The organism is Frigoribacterium sp. 2-23 (genome assembly GCF_049601585.1).
Lineage (GTDB): Bacteria > Actinomycetota > Actinomycetes > Actinomycetales > Microbacteriaceae > Frigoribacterium.
Map to the genome: position 1 here is coordinate 420,289 of NZ_CP187126.1, position 22,994 is coordinate 443,282.

The following is a 22,994-nucleotide window of genomic DNA, read 5'->3' on the forward strand; positions in this document are numbered from 1 at the left end:
GCCCCGTGAGGGCATGGCTGTGCCGCCATTGGGGGGCACCCGCTCTGGGACGTGTGATCGCCGTGCGACGCCCGTAGCGTGGCGCATGTTCGACACCCGACCAGTTCTGTCGAACGACTAGTCGTCGCGGCCCCGACCCCCGCGGCGGTCGTGCCGAAAGGGGTACATCCGTGGCTTCGATGACCGAGATCCTGATCCTGCACGGCCTGCTGCCGATGGAGTACCTCGACCGGATCGGCCGGCGCTCCGCCGATGAGGAGGCGTCGCTGCGCGAGCTCGTCAACGAGGGTGTGGTCACGCCGACGCAGCTCGCCCGGGCACGAGCCCAGGCCGCGGGGCTCGAGTTCGTCGAGCTGATCGACTACCCGGTCGACCGTCAGGCCGTGTCCATGGTGCCGGCCGCCGTCTGTCGCCGGCACAGCGTGCTGCCCGTCGGTATCCGCAACGGCATCCTGCTGCTCGCGATGTCCGACCCGGGCGACGTCTTCGCGGTGGACGACGTCCGCGCCGGTCTCAAGATGGGCGTCGACCCCGTCGTGGCCGACAAGGCCGATCTGCTCGCCGCCATCGACCGGTACCTGCGGGCCGACGACGAGCTCAACGACCTCACGTCGACGCTGGAGGAGGAGACGCAGTCAGCCGAGGTCGTCGGGGCCGACCTCACCGACGGGCCCGACGACGACGTGCCGATCGTGCGCTTCGTCAACCTGCTGGTCAGCCAGGCCATCACCGACCACGCCTCCGACATCCACATCGAGCCCGCCGAGCACGACGTGCGCATCCGCTACCGCATCGACGGTGTTCTGCACGAGATGCAGCCGGCGCCCAAGGCGATCCAGAACGGCGTGATCAGCCGTCTCAAGATCATGAGCGAGATCGACATCGCCGAGCGTCGCCGCCCGCAGGACGGCCGCATGTCGGTGCGTCACGGCGGTCGTCAGATCGACCTGCGCGTCGCGACGCTGCCCACGGTGTGGGGCGAGAAGGTCGTCATGCGAATCCTCGACAACTCGAACACGTCGATGAGCCTCCGCGACCTGAACCTGCTCGAGCGCAACTTCGACGTCTACGCGGCGTCGTACTCGAAGCCCTACGGCATGATCCTGGTCACGGGCCCCACGGGGTCGGGCAAGTCGACCACGCTCTACACGACGCTCAACGCCGTGGCGCGCCCCGAGATCAACGTCATCACCGTCGAGGACCCGGTCGAGTACCGGATGGCGGGCATCAACCAGGTGCAGGTGAACCCGAAGGCCGGTCTGACGTTCGCCGGAGCGCTGCGGTCGATCCTCCGATCCGACCCCGACGTGGTGCTGCTCGGTGAGATCCGCGACCACGAAACGGCGCAGATCGCCATCGAGGCGTCGCTCACGGGCCACCTCGTGCTCTCGACCCTGCACACGAACGACGCCCCGAGCGCGATCACGCGTCTGACCGAGATGGGCATCGAGCCGTTCCTGGTCGGGTCGGCGATCGACTGCGTCGTCGCCCAGCGACTCGCGCGGCGTCTCTGCGATCGCTGCAAGACGCCGACGTCGTACACGCCGCGCCAGCTCGAGCATCTGAGGTTCCCCGTGCGGCTCGACGAGCCGGCGCCCCTCGTGTACCAGCCGGTCGGCTGCCAGCAGTGCTCCAACACCGGCTACCGCGGCCGCATCGCCCTGCACGAGGTGATGAGCGTCTCGGAGGAGATCGAGCGTCTCGCCGTGGCCCGCGCGTCGAGCGCCGACATCCGTCGCGTCGCGAAGGAGCAGGGCATGGTCAGCCTGCGTCACGACGGGTGGGAGAAGGCGAAGCTCGGCCTCACCAGCGTCGAAGAGATCCTGCGGGTGGTCGCATGACCGCGGTGTCCGGTGCCCCGCGCCGTCCGAACCGTCGCGACCCCGAACGGTCACCCCGCATCAGCCCCGAAGGAGGCGCGCGATGAGCGAGAACGTCTACGAGATCCCCGACGAGGTCGAGTCGGGAGGCGGCTGGACACCCGGCACGCCGAGCAGCGAGTTCGCGACGGACACCCCGGCCGAGCCCTGGGGCCTGCCGGAGCCCGCCGTGCTCACCCCGGTCGAGCCCGAGAGCGCCCCGTCGGCCGTCTACACGATGGACGAGGACACGGAGGCGGTGCTCGGCTGGACCCCGACTCTCGCGCCGACGAGTCGTCGCGCCGCACGGCTGGCCGATGCCCTCGGCGGCAACGGTCTGCCCGCGAAGACGCCGTGGAGCGACCCGCACATCGGTGGCGGGGTGGCCGACTCCCGCGCGGCGAACGCCGCCCTGTACGTGCCCGCCAGCCCGCCGGCGCCGACCTCGCCGACCGGCACCGTGCCTCCTGCGCGTCCCACCAGCCCGTTCGTCGACATGGCGCCGCCCGCGTCGCCGCCGTCGGCGACGCATCCGGCCTCGCACCCCGCCGCGCGGCCGGCGGCACCGACCACGCTGCCGACGGCTGCTGCCGCGCACACGGGCTCGGGCTTCTCGTCCGCGGCCGCCTCGCTGGCCAAGGGGCTCACCCCGTCGTCGCCGCAACACGTGGCCGAGGAGCGCCCGGCGTACGCCGTGCCGGCCGTCGAGTCCCGCCCCGGCATCGAGCTGCACGAGCACGCCAAGACCGTGGCCTACCCGCCGCTCATCCAGGCGCTCTGCGAGGTCGTGTTGCAGGGCGCGTCCGACCTGCACGTGACGAGCGACGCCCAGCCGACCATCCGGGTCGACGGTGCGTTGCAGCCGGCGCTGCCGGGCGAGCCGTGGGATGCGGCGACCGTCCGCACCGCGCTGCTCAGCCTGCTCACGCCCGCGCAGCAGGAGCAGTTCGACGAGGTGCTCGAGCTCGACTTCGCGTACTCGCTGTCGGACGAGTCGCGGTTCCGGGTGAACTTCTACCAGCAGCGCGGTTCGATCGGCGCGGCGTTCCGGTTGATCCCGACCGAGATCAAGCCGCTGCACGAGCTCGGCGTGCCCGAGGTCATCGGGCGGTTCGCGAAGCTGCCCCGCGGTCTCGTGCTCGTCACGGGCCCGACCGGTTCTGGTAAGTCGACGACGCTCGCCGCCCTCATCGACATGGTCAACCGCACCCGCGCCGACCACATCGTGACGGTCGAGGACCCGATCGAGTTCATGCACCAGCACAAGAAGGCGATCGTCAACCAACGCGAGGTCGGCAGCGACACGCACAGCTTCGCGAACGCGCTGAAGCACGTGCTGCGGCAGGACCCCGACGTCATCCTGATCGGCGAGTTGCGCGACCTCGAGACGATCTCGGTCGCGCTGACCGCCGCCGAGACCGGTCACCTCGTGTTCGCGACGCTGCACACGCAGAGCGCCGCGCAGACGATCGACCGTGTCATCGACGTGTTCCCGCCGCACCAGCAGGACCAGGTGCGCACCCAGCTCGCCTCGACGCTGCAGGGTGTCGTCTGCCAGACGCTGCTGCCGAAGGCGAGTGGCAAGGGCCGGGTCGTGGCGACCGAGATCATGATGATGACGCCCGCCATCGGCAACCTCGTGCGCGAGGGCAAGACGTACCAGATCGCGTCGGCGATGCAGGCCGGTCGCGACCTCGGCATGCACACGCTCGACCAGAAGCTGGCCGACCTCGTCAACACGGGTGTCGTCAGCCACAAGGCCGCGATGGAGAAGGTGCACGACGCCGAGGGCTTCGACCGGCTCGTCACCCGCGTGATCAACACGTCCGAGCGGCAGGGTCTCGACGGCGGTATCGACTTCGGCGACGTGTTCTCAGGAGGCAACTGATGGCGACCGCGACCGCATACGCCTACAAGGGGCGCGACACGGCCGGCAAGGTCGTCAAGGGCAAGGTCGACGCCTCGAGCGAGGGTGCCGTCGTCACGCGGCTCCGCACGATGGGCGTCTCGCCGATCTCGATCACGGAGGCGTCGGCCGGCACCGGTCTGCAGCGCGAGATCTCCATCGGCGGCTTCGGCGGCGGCGTCAAGATGAAGGAGATCGCGGTCATGTCGCGCCAGATGGCGACCATGATCGGGTCCGGTCTGTCGTTGCTGCGCACGCTGACGATCCTCGCCGACCAGGTCGAGAACAAGACGCTGTCGAAGATCATGCAGGAGGTGCGGGACGACGTCGAGACGGGCGTCTCGTTCTCCGACGCGGTCGCCAAGCACGACAAGCACTTCCCGCCGTTGATGATCAACATGATCCGTGCCGGTGAGACCGGCGGCTTCCTGGACCGGGCGCTCGAGTCGACGGCCGACAACTTCGAGAAGGAGGTGGCGCTGCGCGCCACCATCAAGTCGGCGATGACCTACCCCGTCGTCGTGCTCATCATGTCGCTCGTCGCCGTCGTGGTCATGCTGACGTTCATCGTGCCGATCTTCCAGGACATGTTCACGAACCTCGGCGGTCAGCTGCCGTTGCCGACCATGATCCTCGTCTACCTGTCGCGAGCGATGCCGTTCGTGCTGCCCGTCCTGATCGTGCTCGGCATCGCGTTCTCGATCTGGTGGCGGACGAACAAGAACTCGATCAAGGTGCGGTCGGTGCTCGACCCGCTGAAGCTGCGGCTGCCCGTCTTCGGCGATCTCTTCCGCAAGATCGCGATCGCGCGGTTCTCCCGCAACTTCTCGAACATGATCGCGGCCGGCGTGCCGATCCTGACCGCGCTGCGCATCGTGGGCGAGGTATCGGGCAACTACGTGCTCGAGCAGGCCCTCGTCAAGGTCGCCGAGTCGGTCAGGCAGGGTGAGTCGATCGCCCTCCCTCTGACGCAGTCCGGTGTGTTCCCGTCGATGGTCACGCAGATGATCGCGGTCGGCGAGGACTCGGGGTCGCTCGAGACGATGCTGGAGAAGGTGGCGGCGTTCTACGACCAGGAGGTCAAGGCGACCACCGAGGCGCTCACGTCGCTGATCGAGCCGCTGCTGATCGCCTTCCTCGGCGTCGTGGTGGGCGGCATGATCGTCGCGCTGTACCTGCCCATCTTCCAGATCACGTCGCTGATCAAGTAGGCGCTCAGCGCGTCATCGAACGAGAGGGCCCCGCCGTGTGCGGGGCCCTTTCGTCGCGCTCGTCGGATCGGTTTGCAAGTACCCCCTGAACTGGGGTTCTTCCCCGTTGGGGGGTGCCCCGGACTGGGGTCGTGAATCGTGGTAAAACCCCCCGTCTGCGGGATTCTGGGGGGCTCGCGCGGCTGGGAGCATCTTTCTCGGCGGGACATGGTGACCGCCTCCCGATCACATCCCCGCACCCCCCGACACCGACAGGACTACTCATGTACTTCACCCTCATGGGCAAGCTCAACGCCCGCCGCAAGAACCTCGCCGACCAGAACGACAAGGGCTTCACCCTGATCGAGCTCCTCGTCGTCGTCATCATCATCGGCATCCTGGCCGCCATCGCCATCCCGGTCTACCTGGGCGTGCAGAACAACGCCAAGGACTCGGGTACCCAGAGTGATGTGGCAAACCTCAAGACGGCAGCCATCAGCCTCCAGACCAACAACGGCGGCACGATGCCGGCCGACACGACGACGCCTCAGACCGTCACGACCTGGACGGATGCTGGCGCTACGAAGAGCGACAACACGACCTCGCTCACGTTCAAGTCGTCCTCGGCCAGCGCCTACTGCGTTGCAGGCAAGAGCAGCACCGGCACCTACTTCTTCGCGACGGCCACGGCCGGCGCCAAGAAGGGCACCAGCACCGAGGTGACTGGCGCCGGCTGCACTCTGCCGGCCTGATAGCCCGTCATCGTGTCCGAGGCGGAGCGCAAGCTGCAATGCGGCGCTCCGCCTCGGCTCTCTATACCGAGCCCCACCCCTGACCCGACCGGGAGGTGACCCCCATGTTCCAGCGCCTCAGCGCCCGGCTCGCCCCGAGCGACCCCGACACGCGCGACGCCGGACTCTCGCTCGTCGAGACGGTCATCGCCCTCATGGTCTTCGCGATCATCACGACCGGTGCGATCATGTCGATCGGACTCACCCTCTCGCTGTCTTCTGACAACAGGAGCCGGCAGGTCGCGGCGAACCTCGCCTCCCAAGCCATCGACACGGCGCGCGCCGCCGCCCAGATCGACAGCGTCACGAGCGGTGAGACGACGACCGTCGTCAACGGGACGACCTTCACCGTCGCGCAGTCGGCGGCGTGGCTGACGACGACGGGCGTCGAGGCGACATGCTCCCCGGTCAACGCGGCCAATAACGGCGCCCTGTTCTACAAGCGTCTCAACGTGTCCGTCACCTGGGACGGCATGCGCGCCAGCACGAGCGCCGTCCGCGCCGACACCCTGCTCGCCCCGAACGGCAAGATCAACGACCCGTCCACCGGCAGCATCCTCATCCAGGTGACCGGCGCCTCCGGAGCCGGCGTCGCCGGTGTGGCCATCACGGTCGAACCGGACACCAAGTCCAGTGCTCCCGGCAAGGCCCTGAAAGTCGATTCGATGCCCGCGGCGACGAACGCCGACGGCTGCTCGGTCGCGATCAAGGTGCAGCCCGGGGCCTACAAGGTCAGCATCAGCAAGTCGGGTTCTCCCGTCTACGTGGACCCGCAGCACGACCCGTCGCCGAGCAAGACCGGAGTCGTGGTGGCCGCCGGCGACTCGACCGGTGCGGCGTTCTCCTACGCCCCGGCCGACGACTACGCGGTCAAGTACAACAGCACCTACACGGGGACGGCGCTCATTCCGCGCGATCTCGCGACCACGATCATCGGCTCGAACGGGTCCTACACGGCGACGACGCCGGCGTCCGACCAGTTCCTCTACCCGTTGACGAGCGGTTACCGCTTCTACGCGGGCGCCTACGCCCCAGCCGGTTCCGATGGCGGGAGCTGCCTGTCACCCGACCCGGCGTCCTGGCCCGCCGCGGGGGACGGCCGCACGGGCAAGGCGCAGCAGTCCGTCCGGGCCGATGCGCCCGTCGGCGTGCCGATGGGCGTCGTCACGGTCAACCTCACGTCGGGCAACCAGACCTTCATCTCGGCGACGACATCGACGATCTCGGCCAGCCTCAACGGCGATCCCGGCTGCGCGAAGACCATGACCTACACGTACCAGCTGTCGTCGAACGCCTCCAGGGCCACGATCGCCCTGCCCTACGGGACCTGGGCGATCAGCTCCGCGCGCGACTCGTCCAGCGGGCTCACGAAGGTGTCGTCCATCACGCCTCCGCCCGGCGCCTTCACGGGCGCGATCATCGCCGGCACGGGCGCCTCGAGCAACATCGTCACCCTCGACCCGAGGACCGCCCCGTGATGGCCCGCGGCCGGCTGGTCGAACTGCGACGGGACGAGGGCATCTCCCTGGCCGAGCTCATCGTGGCGATCATGGTCTTCGGCATCGTGCTCGCCGTCGTGACGACCACGTTCATCTCGCTGACCAAAGCGACGGCGCAGGCGCGATCCATCGACGCGAACACCCGTGCCGCTTCCAACGGCATGAGCGAGTTGACCCGTGTCGTCCGTGGCGCGAGGACGGTCCCGGTACCCGCGTCCGTCACGACGGGCGACCTGCCCGCCTTCACCGAGGCCAAGAGCGAGTCGCTGACGGTGGCGACCGCCGCCAACCTCGACACCTCGATCACGACGGCACCCCGCCGCGCCCAGTTCGTGCTCGACGGGTCGCGACGCCTCATCGAGAACGTCACAGCGGCCCAGCTCTACCAGACGAGCTACTACCAGTTCACGGGTGCGACGACGTCTCGCACGCTGACAGGTCCGGTGGCGACAGCCGCGTCGAGCGGGGCGCCCCTCTTCACCTACTACGACGTCACAGGCGTGAAGCTCGTCGCCGCGGACCCGTCGGCTGGGCTCACCCGAGCTCAGATGGACACCATCGGCTCGGTCGCCATCGCACTGAGCATCGACAGCACGACCACATTCGGATCGAGCGGCGTCACGCTGACCAACACGGTCGGTCTCCCCAACCTCGATCGAGGAGCCAAGCCATGATCCGCCTCCGCCGCGCGTTGCGCCTCGACGCCCTCCGCGACGACCGGGGCATGGCGATGGCCATCAGCCTCATCTTCGGCATGGTCATCGTCATCATGGCGGCCACGGCGATCTCGGTCGCGACCAGCGGTCTCCGCAAGGCCGACAACGATCAGAGCTGGAACGCCGCTCTCTCGGCCGCCTACGCGGGCATCGAGGAGTACCAGGCGCGGCTCTCGAACGACAACAGCTACTTCAAGTACGGCGACAGCAACGCGCCGTTCAGCCTGGCGAGCCGCAGCAGCCTCATCCTCCCGACCGGCAACCAGGCCAACAAGGCGTTCGGTTTCGGGACGTCGGGCACGTGGTCGACGGTCGCGGGCAGCGACGGCAAGGCTCAGTTCCGCTACGAGGTCGACAGCAGCCTCTACGCCTCGAAGGGCGTGTTGCGTCTCCGCTCGACCGGCAAGGTCGGCAAAAGCATCCGATCGGTGATCGCCGACATCCGTCAGAAGGGGTTCATCGACTACCTCTACTTCACCGACTACGAGATCCAGGACCCTCTGCTCTCGGGCAAGAACTCCACGATGTGCAGCCAGACCTCGGCCAAGCACGCCTGGGAGGGGCGGGTGCAGAGCGACGGCTGCGGAGAGATCGCCTTCAGTGGCGGTGACAACATCGCGGGCCCGGCACACTCGAACGACACGTTGCGCGTGTGTCAGGCGACCTTCCAGGAGGAGGTCACGACCGCGAACCCGACGAGTGCGGCGGTCACCTACACGAAGCGCGACTCCAACGACACCGCCTGCACCGGGCAGAACTTCGTCAAGGGCCAGCCTAAGCAGGTGAAGTCGCTCGATCTTCCCGTGACCCTGGACAAGCAGAAGCGCGAGACGCGTTCCGACTTGCCCGACGACGTCCCGCTGCCCGGTTGTCTGTATACGGGCCCGACCGACATCGTCTTCACCGACGACGGCAAGATGACCATCAAGTCGCCGTACACGAAGAAGACCCGCACCTCGAACGAGGCTGCGACGGCGGGTTCCACGCCGGCCGAATGCGGACTACCCGGAACGGGCGCCAACCAGCTGGGTTCCCCCGGGGGCGCGACCATCACCGTCCCGGCCAACAACCTCATCTACGTGCAGAACATCCCGCTGCCGCCCTCGGGCTCGGCTCCGGCCGACGTGAACGCCTCAGCGGCCACGGGGGATCTGACCGACACCTCCTGCAGCAACAACCACGTCGGATACCCCATCGCCAACGAGGTCGCCCCGCCGGCGACCGTCACCGACAATCGCGGGAACACGACGCTCGTCGCGGGCAGCACGGGCAAGGGCACGTGCGCCTACAGCGCTCGAGCGGGCGACGCCTTCGTCAAGGGCACCTTCCGTGGCCAGCTGACCATCGCGACCGACAACTACCTCTACGTCACGGGCGACCTGAAGTACTCGACCACCGACGCCAACACCAACATCCTCGGTTTGGCCCCCTTGAGCACGGCCTGGGTCTACAACCCGGTCGATGCCAGCAACAACGCGCTTTTGTCCAAGAACCGGGAGATCAACGCCGCGTTGCTGTCCGTCGGCCACTCGTTCACCGTTCAGAACTACGCCCGCGGCGGCGACCGTGGAACGTTGACCTTCAAGGGCTCGATCGGTCAGAAGTTCCGCGGCATCGTGCGCAACGGCTCGAACGGGTACATCAAGAACTACACCTACGACACGCGACTTCGGTTCATGGCGCCGCCCAAGTTCTTGAGCCCGGTCACGACGGAGTACGGCGTCAGCACCCTCAGCGAGGTCAAGGCGGGCTACAAGGTCGACGGGAGTAGCAACCCGTGATCGCTACAGCTGCACCGTGGATGCTCGCCGTGCTCGCCGCCGGCGGGTTCGGTCTGCTCATCGGATCGTTCGTCAACGTGGTCGTCTACCGTGTGCCCGCCGGGTTGAGCGTGTCTCGCCCGGCGAGTGCCTGCCCGACCTGCCATTCGCCGATCAAGGCGTACGACAACGTGCCCGTGTTGAGCTGGCTCGCGCTCGGTGGCAAGTGCCGAGCGTGCAAGACGACCATCTCGGCCCGGTACCCGATCGTCGAGATGGCGACCGGTCTGTTCTTCGTGGCCGTGGCGGCACGACTGTGGCCCCTCGGCGCCGTGCCGGCCGACGGCTTGCTCGTCGCGTCGCACGTCGTCGTCGTCATCGCCTACCTCTATCTCGCCGCCATCAGCGTCGCGCTCGGCATCATCGACCTCGAGCACCACCGCCTGCCGAACGCCATCGTCCTGCCCGCCTACGGGGTCGGGCTCGTGCTGCTGGCCACCGCCTCCGCCTTGTCGGGGGACTGGTCCGCCCTGCTGCGCGGCGTCATCGGCATGGCAGCGCTCTACGCGGTCTACTTCGCCATGGCGTTCGCCTACCCGGGCGGCATGGGCTTCGGTGACGTCAAGCTCGCCGGCGTGCTCGGACTGTTCCTCGCCTACCTCGGCTGGGGTGAGCTCGCCGTCGGCGCGTTCGCCGCCTTCCTGCTCGGCGGCCTGTTCGCGATCGCCCTCCTCGCCCTGCGTCGTACGACGCGCAAGGGCGGCATCCCGTTCGGACCCTGGATGCTCGCGGGCGCCTGGGTCGGCATCTTCGTCGGCGGCGTCCTCTCGTCCGCCTACCTCACCCTCCTAGGCCTCGCGTGATCCCGACCTCACGCAGAAAAGAGATGAACCGATGAGCAAGTCCATCGTGGGCGTCGACATCGGCAGCCGATCGCTCCGCGCTGTCGAGGTCGCTGACGTCGACAAGGCGCGGCCGACGCTGCTGCGTTTCTACGAGGTGCCTCTCGCCGAGGGCGCCGCGAGTCGCGGGGAGGTGCTCGAACCACAGACGGTCGCGAGCAGCCTCCGCCAGCTCTGGTCCTCCGGCGGTTTCAAGAGCAAGCGAGTGGTGCTCGGCATGGGCAACCAGCGCGTGCTCGCACGTGACCTGACGGTGCAGAAGGCATCCAAGGAGCGCATCCGCGAGCTCCTGCCCTTCCAGGTGCAGGAGATGCTGCCCGTCCCGGTCGGCGACGCCCTGCTCGACTTCTACCCCTACTCGGAGTCCGAGGGCGAGAACGGCCCCGTCGTCAACGGTTTGCTGATCGCCGCGGTCAAAGATGCCGTGCTCGGCAACGTCCGGGCCAGCAAGCTCGCGGGCCTGTCGACCATGGGCGTCGACCTCATCCCGTTCGCCAACACCCGGCTGCTCGTCAACCGACCCCAGCTGCAGGGCACCGTCGCCCTCATCGAGATCGGACACAGCACCTCCTCGGTCATCATCGTGACGAACGGTGCGCCGCAATTCGTCCGCATCATCCCGTCGGGCGGGGACGACATCACGCAGGCCGTCATGGCGAAGGTCGGGGTCGGTGTCGACGAGGCCGTCTCGATCAAGCGCCAGCGCGGGCTCAGCACGGTCATCACGTCGCCGGCCGAGCAGAACGCGTCGGCCGCGATCTTCGAGTCGGTCAACGACCTGCTCGGGTCGTTCCGCAACACGGTGCAGTACTTCGTCAACACGCGCCCCACCGAGACGGTGTCGCAGATCATCCTCACCGGCGGGGGAGCGTCGTTGATCGGTCTGCCCGACGCGCTGGCCGAGGTCACGCGCCTCCCCGTCGTCGTCGCCGACCCGTTCTCGACCGTCGCCCTGGCGAAGTCGATCGACGAGGCCGCGTTGCGCAGCCGGGCGACCGACGTCACCACGGCCCTCGGCCTGGCCCTCGGGAGCGCCGCCTGATGCGCGGCTCGAACAAGGACGCCGTTCTCGCCGTCGGCGGGGCACCTCGCGTCGACCTGCTGCCTCCGGAGGTGCGGGCCGAGCGCCGCGCCGGCGTCACTGTCCGGCGGATGTGGATGGGTGTCGTGGCCGTCGCCGCTGCGGTCGCGATCGCGATCGGTGCGGCGTCGCTGCACGCGGTCCAGGCGAAGAGCGACCTCAACACCGCCCAGGGCGAGACGCAGTCGCTGCTGCTCGAGCAGGGCAAGTACCAGGAGGTCAGGAACACTCAGAACGAGGTCGACCTCATCTCCGCCGCACAGGCCGTCGGGGGCGCGAGCGAGATCGCGTGGCCCGACTTCCTCGGCAAGATCCAGGCGACCCTACCGAACGGGGTCGTCGTCGTGACCATCACGATCGATCAGATGTCGCCGCTGCTGGCCTACCAGCAGCCCACCGCGCCGCTCCAGGGCGCGCGCGTCGCCACCGTCACGTTCACGGCGGAGAGTGTCACGCTGCCGTCCGTTCCCGACTGGCTCGACGGGCTCACGACGTTGCCCGGTTACGTCGACGCGGCCCCGGGCTCCGTCTCGTTGGAGGAGGGCGTCTACAAGGCGGACGTCACCATGCACATCAACGAGAAGGCGTTCTCCAACCGCTACAGCCTCACGAAGGGCAAATGAGCCATGGACCGCACACGTTTCAAGATGATCGCGGCCGTGCTCACGGGTGTCGCCGTACTCGCTCTCGGCTTCCTGCTCGGCGTCCAGCCGCAGCTCACGGCTGCCGCGGCGTCCTCGGCCCAACAAGACAGCGTCGACCAGCAGAACGCGACGCTTGTGGCCACCCTGTCCAAACTGAAGACCGATAACGAGAACCTCGCACAGCTCAAGACCGAGCTGGCATCGAAGTCCACGTCGGTGCCCAGCGGCGCCGCCCTGCCCGATCTGATCCGCGAGCTGAACGACCTGGCCGTCGCATCGCGCACGACGGTCACCGGATTCACGTCGGCCGATGCGGTCGCCTATGCGGCCCCGGCAGTCGAGACACCGGCCCCGACCGCCGGCGAGCCCGCGAGCGGGTCCACGTCGGAGCCCACGGCCGCCCCGACGGCAGCGACTCCCACGGCACCGACCGCCGTCACCGACCCGACGATCACCGCCGCGAACTTCTCGTCGATCGCCATCACGGTCGACATCCAGGGCTCGTACTCGCAGGCCCTCGACTTCGTCGACCGGTTGCAGAAGGGGTCCCGGCTCTTCCTCGTCACGACGATCACGAGTGCCGAAGAATCCTCGCAGACGGACGACACGGGCTCCACGGCCACCGGCCAGACCTGGACCATCGGCGGCCTCGTCTTCGTGCTGCAGAACGCCGCCGCGACGAAGGCCGACCAGGCCGCCGACGCCACGCCCACGACACCCGCCTCGGGCGCCGAGGGCAGCGACTCGACCGACACGGCCGCCGGCCGGTAGGTCGAGAGCACCCCGCGAGAGGGCAGGAAGCGCGGGTCGGCACGACGTCGACCCGCGCTTTCTGCCCTCTCGTGCATCCGGCCGCGCCCCGGGCGAGACCCCGCCGCGGTGCACCCGAACGGGGGGAGCGCGCACCCCTCCTCCGCCCCCTTATGATCGATCGTCCGCTGCGCGATCCGAGGGAGAGACAAGCGTGGTCTTCGAGGTTCTTGGCTGGGTCGGCGCGATCGTCATCCTGGCCGGCTATGCCCTGTTCTCACTGGGCAAGATCGCCAACGGTCCCCTCTATCAGTGGACGAATCTGATCGGCGGAGTCGCCGTCTCGATCAACGTCAGCCACCACGGCGCGTACCCCTCGATGATCGTCAACACGATCTGGGCGCTCATCGCCGCGACCGTGCTCGTCCGCATGTACCGCAAGCGTCACGCCGCCGTCCGCGTCGAACGCGCCGCCGAGGCGGCCCGCATCGCCGAGGAGGCGCGGGTCGCCGCCCAGCCCGCCCCCACCACCAGCCCTGTGCCCCTGGTCGAGTCGGTCCCCGTCATCACCGCCGCCCTGGCCGTGGTCACCCTCGCCGCCGTCGCCCACGCCGCCGAGCAGGCCGAGCAGGCCGAGCATGCCGAACAGGCGGAGCCCGAGCGCGCCGACGCCTGACCCCGGCCGCCCGCAAGCGGCTCGTCGTGTCGCGTTCGCGGCATCGTGTGCCGTACGAACACGACACGACGCCGCGAACACGACACGACGGCCCCGCCGCACCACCGCCCGCCGCCGACCAGCCCGCAGGCCCGCCGACCCGGCGTACCCTGGCCTGCATGTCCCGTGCCGTCTATGCCGTCATGGGCGCCGTGCTCTTCGTGGCCCTCGTCATCACGACGGCCGCCTTCGCGAGCCTGCTGCTCGACCAGGACGTCATCGACGAGCGCGACGCCGGCCCCCTGCTCGGCCCGGCGATGGTCGCGGTCGCCGCCCTCGCCGTGCTGCTCGCGCTGTTCCGTGCCGCGGCCCTGTCGGACGCCGCCGAGCGCGGCGCGCCCCGCCTGCAGGGCACGTTCCCCGCGCAGCCGGCCGTCGACGACGACGGCATCACCGCGGACGGCGTCGGCCGCGACGAACCAGCCGGAGCGCAGGAGGCGCGAGGCGCCCGCGGCACCGCACCGAGCCTCCTCGTCCCCGCGGTGACGACGGCCGCCGTCGTCTACGTCGCCATGCTGCTGGTCGGCTCCGTCTGGTACGGCCTCCAGCGGCACGAGGCCGTGGCCGTGCTGCTCTTCGCCGCCCACTACGCCGTCTCCGTCTTCGTGATCGGAGCGGCGGTCTGGGCGGGTCTCGTGGTCGCGGGCGTGCTCGCCCTCGGCCGCGTCGCCCCCGGCCCGCCCCGGGTCCACCCCGGCTAGCCGGCCTGCGGGCCACCGTTGCGGACCCGTCTGCCCCCGTTCGCCCACAGCGTGTCGGAGGCGCGCCGACGACGGTCGGGATCATTTGATTAACCCCCCGCCCGAAGCTATGCTCGTTCGGGTGTGCGACCAGTCGCGCGCGCAAAAAATCCGCAGATTCGCGGGTCGGGCCTCACGGCTCGTCTCGTCTTCGCAGCGGACAGACCGTCTCTCGAGGCAGTCTCGGCCGTCGGGCCGACAATGCCGAACCGATTCCCGGGCGAAGTCATTCTGCACCGGGGTCGAAACCCCCGCCACACATGACGCCGCAAGGCGTCACATGGCGTGGGCGTGAGACGAGGATGCTGGCGAATCCGCCAGACAGAGCAGAGCAACACCGAACGAGGAGAACCAGTGCCAACTATTCAGCAGCTGGTCCGAAAGGGACGCACGCCGAAGGTCGTCAAGACCAAGGCCCCCGCCCTGAAGGCCAACCCCCAGCAGCGTGGCGTGTGCACGCGTGTGTACACCACCACCCCCAAGAAGCCCAACTCGGCACTCCGCAAGGTCGCTCGTGTGAAGCTCTCGAACGGTACCGAGGTCACGGCCTACATCCCCGGTGAGGGCCACAACCTGCAGGAGCACTCGATGGTGCTCGTCCGCGGCGGTCGTGTGAAAGACCTCCCCGGTGTCCGCTACAAGATCGTCCGCGGCGCCCTCGACACCCAGGCCGTCAAGAACCGCAAGCAGGCTCGTAGCCGCTACGGCGCGAAAGCAGAGAAGAAGTAATGCCTCGTAAAGGACCCGCGCCCAAGCGCCCTGTCGTCGCAGACCCCGTCTACGGCGCGCCGATCGTCTCCCAGCTCGTCAACAAGATCCTGCTCGACGGCAAGAAGGGTCTCGCCGAGCGCATCGTCTACGGTGCACTCGCCGGCGTGACCGCCAAGAACCAGCAGGATGCCGTCGTCACCCTGAAGAAGGCCCTCGACAACGTGCGTCCGACCCTCGAGGTCCGTTCGCGCCGCGTCGGTGGTTCGACCTACCAGGTCCCCGTCGAGGTCAAGCCGCACCGTGCCAACACGCTCGCGCTGCGCTGGCTGACCACGTACGCCAAGGCACGTCGCGAGAAGACGATGACCGAGCGTCTCATGAACGAGATCCTCGACGCGTCGAACGGTCTGGGCGCCGCTGTCAAGCGTCGCGAGGACACGCACAAGATGGCCGAGTCGAACAAGGCCTTCGCGCACTACCGCTGGTAACACGCAGCGAAGGAGGCGCGGTGAGCGCACACGCACACCGCGCCTCCTGAACTCCCCACACTCTCCCCACTACCCCTTCGGAGGAACCCGTGGCACAGGACGTGCTCACCGACCTGAACAAGGTCCGCAACATCGGCATCATGGCTCACATCGATGCTGGCAAGACGACCACCACCGAGCGCATCTTGTACTACACGGGTATCACCCACAAGATCGGCGAGGTCCACGACGGTGCGGCCACGATGGACTGGATGGCGCAGGAGCAAGAGCGCGGCATCACCATCACCTCGGCTGCGACGACCTGCTTCTGGAACAAGAACCAGATCAACATCATCGACACGCCCGGTCACGTCGACTTCACCGTCGAGGTGGAGCGTTCGCTCCGCGTCCTCGACGGCGCCGTCGCCGTGTTCGACGGCAAGGAGGGCGTCGAGCCCCAGTCCGAGACCGTCTGGCGTCAGGCCGACAAGTACGACGTCCCCCGCATCTGCTTCGTCAACAAGATGGACAAGCTCGGCGCGGACTTCTACTTCACCGTCGACACGATCATCAACCGTCTCGGTGCGAAGCCCCTCGTCATGCAGCTCCCGATCGGTGCGGAGTCGTCCTTCGAGGGCGTCGTCGACCTGGTCGAGATGCGCGCGCTGACGTGGCGCGGCGACGCCAAGGGTGACGTCGAGCTGGGTGCCAAGTACACGATCGAGGAGATCCCGGACGACCTCAAGGAGAAGGCCGCGGAGTACCGCGCCAAGCTCCTCGAGACGGTCGCCGAGTCGGACGACACGCTGCTCGAGAAGTACTTCGGCGGCGAAGAGCTGACCATCGCCGAGATCAAGGGCGCCGTCCGCAAGATGACGGTCAACTCCGAGCTGTACCCGATCTTCTGTGGCTCCGCCTTCAAGAACCGCGGTGTCCAGCCGATGCTCGACGCGGTCATCGACTACCTCCCGTCGCCGCTCGACGTGCCTCCCATGGAGGGCCACGACGTCCGCGACGCCGAGAAGGTCATCATCCGCAAGCCCGAGTCGACGGAGCCGTTCTCGGCCCTGGCGTTCAAGGTCGCGGTGCACCCCTTCTTCGGTCGCCTCACCTATGTCCGCGTGTACTCGGGCTCGATCGAGTCCGGTGCCCAGGTCGTCAACTCGACCAAGGACAAGAAGGAGCGCATCGGCAAGATCTTCCAGATGCACTCCAACAAGGAGAACCCGGTCGACAGCGTCACCGCCGGCCACATCTACGCGGTGATCGGTCTCAAGTTCACGACGACCGGTGACACCCTGTGCGACCCGGCCGAGCAGGTCGTCCTCGAGTCGATGACCTTCCCGGAGCCCGTCATCGAGGTCGCCATCGAGCCCAAGACGAAGGCCGACCAGGAGAAGCTCTCGCTGGCCATCCAGAAGCTCGCCGAAGAGGACCCGACGTTCCGCGTCGAGCTCAACGCCGAGACGGGCCAGACGGTCATCAAGGGCATGGGCGAGCTCCACCTCGACATCCTCGTCGACCGCATGAAGCGCGAGTTCAACGTCGAGGCCAACGTCGGCAAGCCCCAGGTGGCGTACCGCGAGACGCTCAAGAAGGGCATCGAGCGCTACGACTACACCCACAAGAAGCAGACGGGTGGCTCGGGCCAGTTCGCAAAGGTGCAGATCGCTCTGGAGCCCTTCGAGGTCACGGCCGAGCAGACGTACGAATTCGTCAACAAGGTCACGGGTGGTCGCATCCCGCGCGAGTACATCCCGTCGGTCGACGCCGGTATCCAGGACGCCATGCAGGTCGGTGTCCTCGCCGGTTACCCGACGGTGGGCGTCCGCGCGCTGCTTCTCGACGGTGCGGCGCACGACGTCGACTCGTCCGAGATGGCGTTCAAGATCGCTGGATCGATCGCCTACAAGGAGGCGGCTCGCAAGGCCCAGCCTGTTCTCCTCGAGCCGCTCATGGCGGTCGAGGTCCGTACGCCCGAGGAATACATGGGCGACGTCATCGGCGACCTCAGCTCGCGACGCGGGCAGATCTCGTCGATGGAAGACGCCAGTGGTGTGAAGGTCGTTCGGGCCAGCGTGCCGCTGTCGGAGATGTTCGGTTACGTCGGTGACCTGCGGTCGAAGACCTCGGGTCGTGCCGTCTACTCGATGACGTTCGAGTCGTATCAAGAGGTGCCCTCGGCCGTGGCCGAGGAGATCATCCAGAAGAACAAGGGCGAATAGTCCGAACCACGCGGCCGAGCCTCGACCGCGTAACATGTACACACACCAATCCGCAGTGTCCGGTAGGCCGGGTCATCGACCCGGCCCCCGGCCGCACTGCAACCGAGTCCTGAGGAGGACCCACAGTGGCTAAGGCCAAGTTCGAGCGGACCAAGCCGCACGTCAACATCGGAACCATCGGTCACGTCGACCACGGCAAGACCACGCTGACCGCGGCGATCACCAAGGTTCTGCACGACAAGTACCCGGACCTCAACGAGGCCTCGGCGTTCGACCAGATCGACAACGCTCCTGAAGAGAAGCAGCGTGGTATCACGATCAACATCTCGCACGTCGAGTACCAGACGGAGAAGCGTCACTACGCTCACGTCGACGCTCCGGGCCACGCCGACTACATCAAGAACATGATCACCGGTGCGGCTCAGATGGACGGCGCGATCCTCGTCGTCGCCGCCACCGACGGTCCGATGCCCCAGACGCGTGAGCACGTGCTGCTCGCCCGTCAGGTCGGCGTGCCCTACATCGTCGTGGCTCTGAACAAGTCCGACATGGTCGACGACGAGGAGATCCTCGAGCTCGTCGAGATCGAGGTCCGCGAGCTCCTCTCGAGCCAGGACTTCGACGGCGACAACGCTCCCGTCGTGCAGGTCTCCGCTCTCAAGGCCCTCGAGGGCGACGAGAAGTGGGCTGCCACGGTTGCCGACCTCATGGACCAGGTCGACGAGAACGTGCCCGAGCCCGTTCGCGCCACCGACCAGCCCTTCCTCATGCCCGTCGAGGACGTCTTCACGATCACCGGTCGTGGAACCGTCATCACCGGTCGTGTCGAGCGAGGCATCCTGAAGCCGAACGACGAGGTCGAGATCGTCGGCATCAAGGAGAAGTCGTCCAAGACGACCGTCACCGCGATCGAGATGTTCCGCAAGACCCTCGAAGACGCACGCGCCGGTGAGAACGTCGGCCTGCTGCTCCGTGGTACCAAGCGCGAGGACGTCGAGCGTGGCCAGGTCGTGGTCAAGCCCGGCTCGATCACGCCGCACACCGAGTTCGAGGCGAACGTCTACATCCTGTCGAAGGATGAGGGCGGCCGTCACAACCCGTTCTACGCGAACTACCGTCCGCAGTTCTACTTCCGTACCACCGACGTCACGGGTGTCATCACGCTGCCCGAGGGCACCGAGATGGTCATGCCCGGCGACACGACTGAGATCACCGTTCAGCTGATCCAGCCCATCGCCATGGAAGAGGGCCTGCGTTTCGCCATCCGCGAGGGTGGCCGCACGGTCGGTGCCGGTACCGTCACCAAGATCATCAAGTAACTTCGGTTACTGATCTCCGAAGAGGGGGTCGAGCCTTCGGGCTCGGCCCCCTTTTCTGTGCGCATGACGTTTTTCGGAGGCTCTTCCCTGGTGCCGGAGGCGCGGTGTGGGCACCATGGAGGAGTCCGGATGTTCCGGCGAACCGAGGGAGGACCCCATGGCAGGCTTCGACGACATCACCAAGAAGGCTCAGGAGTTCTTGAAGGACGGCAAAGTGCAGGACGCCCTCAAGAGCGAGAAGGCCGAAGGCGTGAGCGACAAGATCCTCGACGCCGTCGCCGGCGCGGCCGACAAGGCCACCGGCGGCAAGTACACCGACAAGATCAACGACGCGAAGGCGCAGGCCGACAAGCACGTCGGCAACGAATAGCCCGTCGCCTCGACGGGGGCCCCGGTCACGATCGTGACCGGGGCCGTCGTGTACCCCGGCCCGAGCCTCCTTGAGGCTGTGACGTGTTCACTCGACGGATGCCACGCCTGCGCCGCACCGATTCGACACGCCCCGGACTCACCCGGGTCAAGCGCGGGGCCGGTTTCAGCTACCAGGATGCGGACGGCGTCACGGTCACCGATCACGAGCTCCGCGAGCGGATCGAGCACCTGGCGATCCCGCCCGCGTGGACGGACGTCTGGATAGCGCCCTACCCCAACGGCCACATCCAGGCCACAGGCGTCGACGGGGCCGGCCGCCGCCAGTACATCTACCACCCCACCTGGCGCGAGCAGAAGGACCGGATCAAGTTCGATCGCGCGCTGGCCCTCGCCGAGTCGCTGCCGACGGCGCGTCGCTTCGTCACGATGGACCTCCGCCAGGACGAGCCGACGCGAGATCGCGCACTGGCGGCTGCGTTCCGCATGCTCGACACGGGATCGCTCCGGGTCGGCTCGGAGCGCTACGCGGCCGACCACGGCAGCCACGGGCTGTCCACGCTGCTCTGCGCCCATGCGACGGTGTCGGACGACGTGGTGAAGCTCGCGTTCCCGGGCAAGAGCCACCAGGCGTGGCAGTCCGAGATCAAGGACATCGACCTGTCCGCCGTCATCCGCGGTCTCAAGCGACGCGGCGGACGTGCGCGCCTGTTGGCCTGGCGCGAGGCCGCGGGGGAGCCGTGGCACCCGCTGCGGGCGGCGGAGATCAACGAGTACGTCAAGGAGCGGGCGGGTGACGACTTCACCGCCAAGGACTTCCGCACGCTGCACGGGACGGTCGCCGCGGCCGTGAGTCTCGCGAAGACGGGCGCGCGCGACACCGACTCGAAGCGTCGGCGGGCGGTCTCCCAGGCCATGCGCGACGCCTCGGAGGTGCTCGGCAACACCCCGAGCATCGCGCGCTCGAGCTACGTCGACCCCCGCCTCGTCGACGCCTACGAGCACGGCGAGACCATCGACCCCGAACGTCTCGGGGCCGCCGAGAGCGAGGTCAGGGCACTGCTGTTCCGCTGACGGTCGCGCTCATGACGTACCGTAGAGGGTTGCGTCCGATCGTGTCGGACCGCCGAGAGGACAAACTGCAGTGACCGACGAGTGCATCCACGGGTTCGAGCGAGCGTTATGCGACATGTGCGCGCCCCGTCAACGTCCGGAGGCGCTGGTCGCCGACAAGGCGACGGCCGTTCGATCGCCGCGCACGGCGACGTCGCCGCGTCGTCCGTCGACCCGCCGCCCCGAGTCGCTTCGCAGCACCCCCTCGAGCTCGTCCTCGACGCCGGTGATCCCCACCGGCCCCGTCTTCTCCGCCCTACGGGCGCACCACTGGACCCACATCGACAACCTGGAGTCGATCCTCGAGGGCGGGGCCCTGCGCGCCGGTGTCGTGCCGGCGTTCGACGTCAGCTCGGTTGCGACGCGTGACGCCCGCGCGGAGGCGACCACCGCCTCCGGGACGGCCGTGGCGGCGCACGTCGCGTTCGCGCTGTCGCCGCACTCGAGCAAGTGGGACGACGTCCGCACCGGCGCGACCGGTGCCGCGTGGTCGGACGCCGCCCGCAAGGCGCGGGCGACCGACTTCGTCGTGTTCGTCGTGCCGACCACCGCGCTCGGCGACGAGGTCGTCGTCACCGATCGTGAGGCCACCGTCGACGGCGCGCGTTTCGCGACGGGTGCCGCCGAGGCGACCCCGTTGCTCCGACGCGTGTCGATCGTGGACGCCGACCTGCTCGAGCCCGAGGTCCTCGTGCCCGGCGCGGTCGGCCTCGACACGGTGACGCTGATCGGTGTGCCGAACGACAAGATGCGCGATCGCGTCAAGCAGCTGCTCGTCGAGGTCGGGGGAGTGGCGCCTCGGGTGGCCGTCTACCCGCCGTGGTTCCGCCCCACCGAGATCGAGGACGAGGCCTGATCCTCGATTGCGACACGCCCGGGTTGCAGCAAATGCAGGGCTGTGACAAAATCGTCTAGTTCAACACTTCGACTGTGCTTCGTGCACAGTTCGGATCACTGCCAGGCAGTGCATAGGCGTGAGACGCCTAGGCCGCGGGTAGCAGGACACATCTCACAACTGGTTTCACGATGCAGCCGCAGGTCTGCCCTCAGGCATCTGCGCGGTCGAGTGATGCGAAGCATCCCGGCGGCATCGGCGTGACGATGGCCCTCCCCGGGTCTTCCGAGCGGCCTGGATCAGGCGTGAGGTGATTGACACAAAAACAGCGGTACGCGAGAGACACGTAGTGCCAGATGTTTGCCCAGCAAACAGCGTCAGGCGGCCCCCGAGGTGCGCGACGTCCGAATGAGAGAGAGTCACACATGGCGGGACAGAAGATCCGCATCCGACTTAAGTCGTACGACCACGAGGTCATCGACACCTCCGCGCGCAAGATCGTCGACACGGTCACCCGCGCGGGCGCTACCGTGGTCGGCCCCGTGCCGCTGCCGACGGAGAAGAACGTGGTCGTCGTGATCCGTTCGCCCCACAAGTACAAGGACTCGCGCGAGCACTTCGAGAAGCGCACGCACAAGCGTCTGATCGACATCGTCGACCCGACGCCCAAGGCCGTCGACTCGCTCATGCGTCTCGACCTCCCGGCCGACGTCAACATCGAGATCAAGCTGTAAGGGGGCCACCATGACTGTCAGCACCACGAAGAACGTCAAGGGCCTGCTCGGCAAGAAGCTCGGCATGACCCAGGTCTGGGACGAGAACAACAAGCTCATCCCCGTCACCGTCGTCGAGATCGCTCCGAACGTCGTGACCCAGATCCGCTCGCTCGACAAGGACGGCTACGCGGCCGTCCAGATCGCCGCCGGCGCCATCGACCCCCGCAAGGCGAACAAGCCCGCTCTGGGTCACTTCGACGCCGCGGGTGTCACGCCCCGTCGCCACCTCACCGAGGTCCGCACCGCAGACGCCGCCGAGTACGCACTCGGTCAGGAGCTGACGGTCGACACGTTCGAGGCCGGCCAGAAGGTCGACGTCGTCGGCACCTCCAAGGGCAAGGGCTTCGCCGGTGTCATGAAGCGTCACAACTTCAAGGGCGTCAGCGCATCGCACGGTGCGCACCGCAACCACCGCAAGCCTGGTTCGATCGGCGCCTCGTCGACCCCCAGCCGTGTCTTCAAGGGCATGCGCATGGCCGGTCGCATGGGTGGCGAGCGAGTCACCATCCTCAACCTCACGGTGCACGCCGTCGACGCCGAGAAGGGTCTGCTGCTCGTCAAGGGCGCCGTCCCCGGTGCTCGTGGCCGCATCGTTTTCGTCCGTACCGCCGTGAAGGGGAAGTAGC

At 67.8% G+C, this 22,994-nt stretch carries 22 protein-coding genes; all 22 read left to right on the forward strand.

The window, feature by feature from the left end:
* The first annotated feature begins 170 nt into the window (after positions 1–170).
* The 22 genes from ACPEEZ_RS01995 (at position 171) to rplC (ending at position 22,993) form a co-directional block, all read left to right on the forward strand.
* Positions 171–1,841 (forward strand): GspE/PulE family protein, encoded by a 1,671-nt coding sequence (locus tag ACPEEZ_RS01995; RefSeq protein ID WP_423922062.1) that lies wholly within the window; start codon positions 171–173, stop codon positions 1,839–1,841.
* A gap of 82 nt (positions 1,842–1,923) precedes the next feature.
* A complete protein-coding gene (locus tag ACPEEZ_RS02000) occupies positions 1,924–3,747 on the forward strand; it encodes a PilT/PilU family type 4a pilus ATPase (protein ID WP_423922064.1) in 1,824 nt (607 codons plus the stop codon).
* Complete coding sequence (locus ACPEEZ_RS02005) at positions 3,747–4,976, forward strand: type II secretion system F family protein (RefSeq protein ID WP_423922067.1); 1,230 nt, start codon at positions 3,747–3,749, stop codon at positions 4,974–4,976. The genes ACPEEZ_RS02000 and ACPEEZ_RS02005 overlap by 1 nt, the downstream gene beginning before the upstream one ends.
* Before the next feature lie 263 nt (positions 4,977–5,239).
* The gene (locus ACPEEZ_RS02010) at positions 5,240–5,707 is read left to right on the forward strand and encodes a type II secretion system protein (protein ID WP_423922069.1); all 468 of its coding nucleotides are present in this window, start codon (positions 5,240–5,242) and stop codon (positions 5,705–5,707) included.
* Between the two features lie 104 nt (positions 5,708–5,811).
* Positions 5,812–7,224: a hypothetical protein gene (locus ACPEEZ_RS02015; RefSeq protein WP_423922072.1), complete on the forward strand. Its 1,413-nt coding sequence runs from the start codon at positions 5,812–5,814 to the stop codon at positions 7,222–7,224.
* Positions 7,221–7,919, forward strand: coding sequence for a type II secretion system protein (locus ACPEEZ_RS02020; protein ID WP_423922075.1), 699 nt, complete (start codon positions 7,221–7,223; stop codon positions 7,917–7,919). Before ACPEEZ_RS02015 ends, ACPEEZ_RS02020 begins: the two co-directional genes overlap by 4 nt.
* Complete coding sequence (locus ACPEEZ_RS02025) at positions 7,916–9,742, forward strand: hypothetical protein (protein ID WP_423922078.1); 1,827 nt, start codon at positions 7,916–7,918, stop codon at positions 9,740–9,742. The genes ACPEEZ_RS02020 and ACPEEZ_RS02025 overlap by 4 nt, the downstream gene beginning before the upstream one ends.
* Positions 9,739–10,584: a prepilin peptidase gene (locus ACPEEZ_RS02030; protein WP_423922081.1), complete on the forward strand. Its 846-nt coding sequence runs from the start codon at positions 9,739–9,741 to the stop codon at positions 10,582–10,584. The genes ACPEEZ_RS02025 and ACPEEZ_RS02030 overlap by 4 nt, the downstream gene beginning before the upstream one ends.
* A 31-nt stretch (positions 10,585–10,615) precedes the next feature.
* Positions 10,616–11,665: a type IV pilus assembly protein PilM gene (gene pilM, locus ACPEEZ_RS02035; protein ID WP_423922083.1), complete on the forward strand. Its 1,050-nt coding sequence runs from the start codon at positions 10,616–10,618 to the stop codon at positions 11,663–11,665.
* Positions 11,665–12,327, forward strand: coding sequence for a hypothetical protein (locus ACPEEZ_RS02040; RefSeq protein ID WP_423922085.1), 663 nt, complete (start codon positions 11,665–11,667; stop codon positions 12,325–12,327). Before pilM ends, ACPEEZ_RS02040 begins: the two co-directional genes overlap by 1 nt.
* 3 nt (positions 12,328–12,330) lie before the next feature.
* Complete coding sequence (locus ACPEEZ_RS02045; protein WP_423922087.1) at positions 12,331–13,119, forward strand: hypothetical protein; 789 nt, start codon at positions 12,331–12,333, stop codon at positions 13,117–13,119.
* Positions 13,120–13,312: 193 nt separating this feature from the next.
* Positions 13,313–13,774 (forward strand): CBU_0592 family membrane protein, encoded by a 462-nt coding sequence (locus ACPEEZ_RS02050; RefSeq protein ID WP_423922089.1) that lies wholly within the window; start codon positions 13,313–13,315, stop codon positions 13,772–13,774.
* 158 nt (positions 13,775–13,932) lie between these two features.
* On the forward strand, positions 13,933–14,514 hold the full coding sequence (locus ACPEEZ_RS02055) for a DUF6121 family protein (protein WP_423922092.1): 582 nt from the start codon (positions 13,933–13,935) through the stop codon (positions 14,512–14,514).
* A 393-nt stretch (positions 14,515–14,907) separates the two neighbouring features.
* The gene (gene rpsL / locus ACPEEZ_RS02060; RefSeq protein ID WP_056043579.1) at positions 14,908–15,282 is read left to right on the forward strand and encodes a 30S ribosomal protein S12; all 375 of its coding nucleotides are present in this window, start codon (positions 14,908–14,910) and stop codon (positions 15,280–15,282) included.
* On the forward strand, positions 15,282–15,752 hold the full coding sequence (gene rpsG / locus ACPEEZ_RS02065; protein WP_423922096.1) for a 30S ribosomal protein S7: 471 nt from the start codon (positions 15,282–15,284) through the stop codon (positions 15,750–15,752). The genes rpsL and rpsG overlap by 1 nt, the downstream gene beginning before the upstream one ends.
* Positions 15,753–15,841: 89 nt before the next feature.
* Complete coding sequence (gene fusA, locus ACPEEZ_RS02070) at positions 15,842–17,956, forward strand: elongation factor G (protein ID WP_423922099.1); 2,115 nt, start codon at positions 15,842–15,844, stop codon at positions 17,954–17,956.
* Between the two features lie 125 nt (positions 17,957–18,081).
* Positions 18,082–19,275 (forward strand): elongation factor Tu, encoded by a 1,194-nt coding sequence (tuf, locus tag ACPEEZ_RS02075; protein WP_423922102.1) that lies wholly within the window; start codon positions 18,082–18,084, stop codon positions 19,273–19,275.
* Positions 19,276–19,432: 157 nt separating this feature from the next.
* Positions 19,433–19,645: an antitoxin gene (locus ACPEEZ_RS02080; protein WP_423922104.1), complete on the forward strand. Its 213-nt coding sequence runs from the start codon at positions 19,433–19,435 to the stop codon at positions 19,643–19,645.
* A 98-nt stretch (positions 19,646–19,743) separates the two neighbouring features.
* Complete coding sequence (locus ACPEEZ_RS02085; protein WP_423922107.1) at positions 19,744–20,718, forward strand: DNA topoisomerase IB; 975 nt, start codon at positions 19,744–19,746, stop codon at positions 20,716–20,718.
* Between the two features lie 115 nt (positions 20,719–20,833).
* Entirely contained in the window at positions 20,834–21,613 is a 780-nt protein-coding gene (locus tag ACPEEZ_RS02090; protein ID WP_423922110.1) for a DarT ssDNA thymidine ADP-ribosyltransferase family protein, read from the forward strand.
* A gap of 404 nt (positions 21,614–22,017) precedes the next feature.
* Positions 22,018–22,326 carry a 30S ribosomal protein S10 gene (rpsJ, locus tag ACPEEZ_RS02095; RefSeq protein WP_043593369.1) on the forward strand — a complete coding sequence of 103 codons (309 nt, stop codon included), beginning with the start codon at positions 22,018–22,020 and terminating at the stop codon, positions 22,324–22,326.
* Positions 22,327–22,336: 10 nt separating this feature from the next.
* The gene (rplC, locus tag ACPEEZ_RS02100; protein ID WP_423922114.1) at positions 22,337–22,993 is read left to right on the forward strand and encodes a 50S ribosomal protein L3; all 657 of its coding nucleotides are present in this window, start codon (positions 22,337–22,339) and stop codon (positions 22,991–22,993) included.
* Position 22,994: the final 1 nt, after the last annotated feature.

Excerpts from the sequence above, each read along its gene's own strand:
- ACPEEZ_RS02000 (WP_423922064.1), top strand. The coding sequence starts at position 1,924 with ATGAGCGAGAACGTCTACGAGATCCCCGACGAGGTCGAGTCGGGAGGC.
- ACPEEZ_RS02005 (WP_423922067.1), top strand. The coding sequence starts at position 3,747 with ATGGCGACCGCGACCGCATACGCCTACAAGGGGCGCGACACGGCCGGC.
- ACPEEZ_RS02010 (WP_423922069.1), top strand. The coding sequence starts at position 5,240 with ATGTACTTCACCCTCATGGGCAAGCTCAACGCCCGCCGCAAGAACCTC.
- ACPEEZ_RS02015 (WP_423922072.1), top strand. The coding sequence starts at position 5,812 with ATGTTCCAGCGCCTCAGCGCCCGGCTCGCCCCGAGCGACCCCGACACG.
- ACPEEZ_RS02025 (WP_423922078.1), top strand. The coding sequence starts at position 7,916 with ATGATCCGCCTCCGCCGCGCGTTGCGCCTCGACGCCCTCCGCGACGAC.
- pilM (WP_423922083.1), top strand. The coding sequence starts at position 10,616 with ATGAGCAAGTCCATCGTGGGCGTCGACATCGGCAGCCGATCGCTCCGC.
- ACPEEZ_RS02040 (WP_423922085.1), top strand. The coding sequence starts at position 11,665 with ATGCGCGGCTCGAACAAGGACGCCGTTCTCGCCGTCGGCGGGGCACCT.
- ACPEEZ_RS02045 (WP_423922087.1), top strand. The coding sequence starts at position 12,331 with ATGGACCGCACACGTTTCAAGATGATCGCGGCCGTGCTCACGGGTGTC.
- ACPEEZ_RS02055 (WP_423922092.1), top strand. The coding sequence starts at position 13,933 with ATGTCCCGTGCCGTCTATGCCGTCATGGGCGCCGTGCTCTTCGTGGCC.
- rpsG (WP_423922096.1), top strand. The coding sequence starts at position 15,282 with ATGCCTCGTAAAGGACCCGCGCCCAAGCGCCCTGTCGTCGCAGACCCC.
- ACPEEZ_RS02080 (WP_423922104.1), top strand. The coding sequence starts at position 19,433 with ATGGCAGGCTTCGACGACATCACCAAGAAGGCTCAGGAGTTCTTGAAG.
- ACPEEZ_RS02085 (WP_423922107.1), top strand. The coding sequence starts at position 19,744 with ATGCCACGCCTGCGCCGCACCGATTCGACACGCCCCGGACTCACCCGG.
- ACPEEZ_RS02090 (WP_423922110.1), top strand. The coding sequence starts at position 20,834 with ATGTGCGCGCCCCGTCAACGTCCGGAGGCGCTGGTCGCCGACAAGGCG.
- rpsJ (WP_043593369.1), top strand. The coding sequence starts at position 22,018 with ATGGCGGGACAGAAGATCCGCATCCGACTTAAGTCGTACGACCACGAG.
- rplC (WP_423922114.1), top strand. The coding sequence starts at position 22,337 with ATGACTGTCAGCACCACGAAGAACGTCAAGGGCCTGCTCGGCAAGAAG.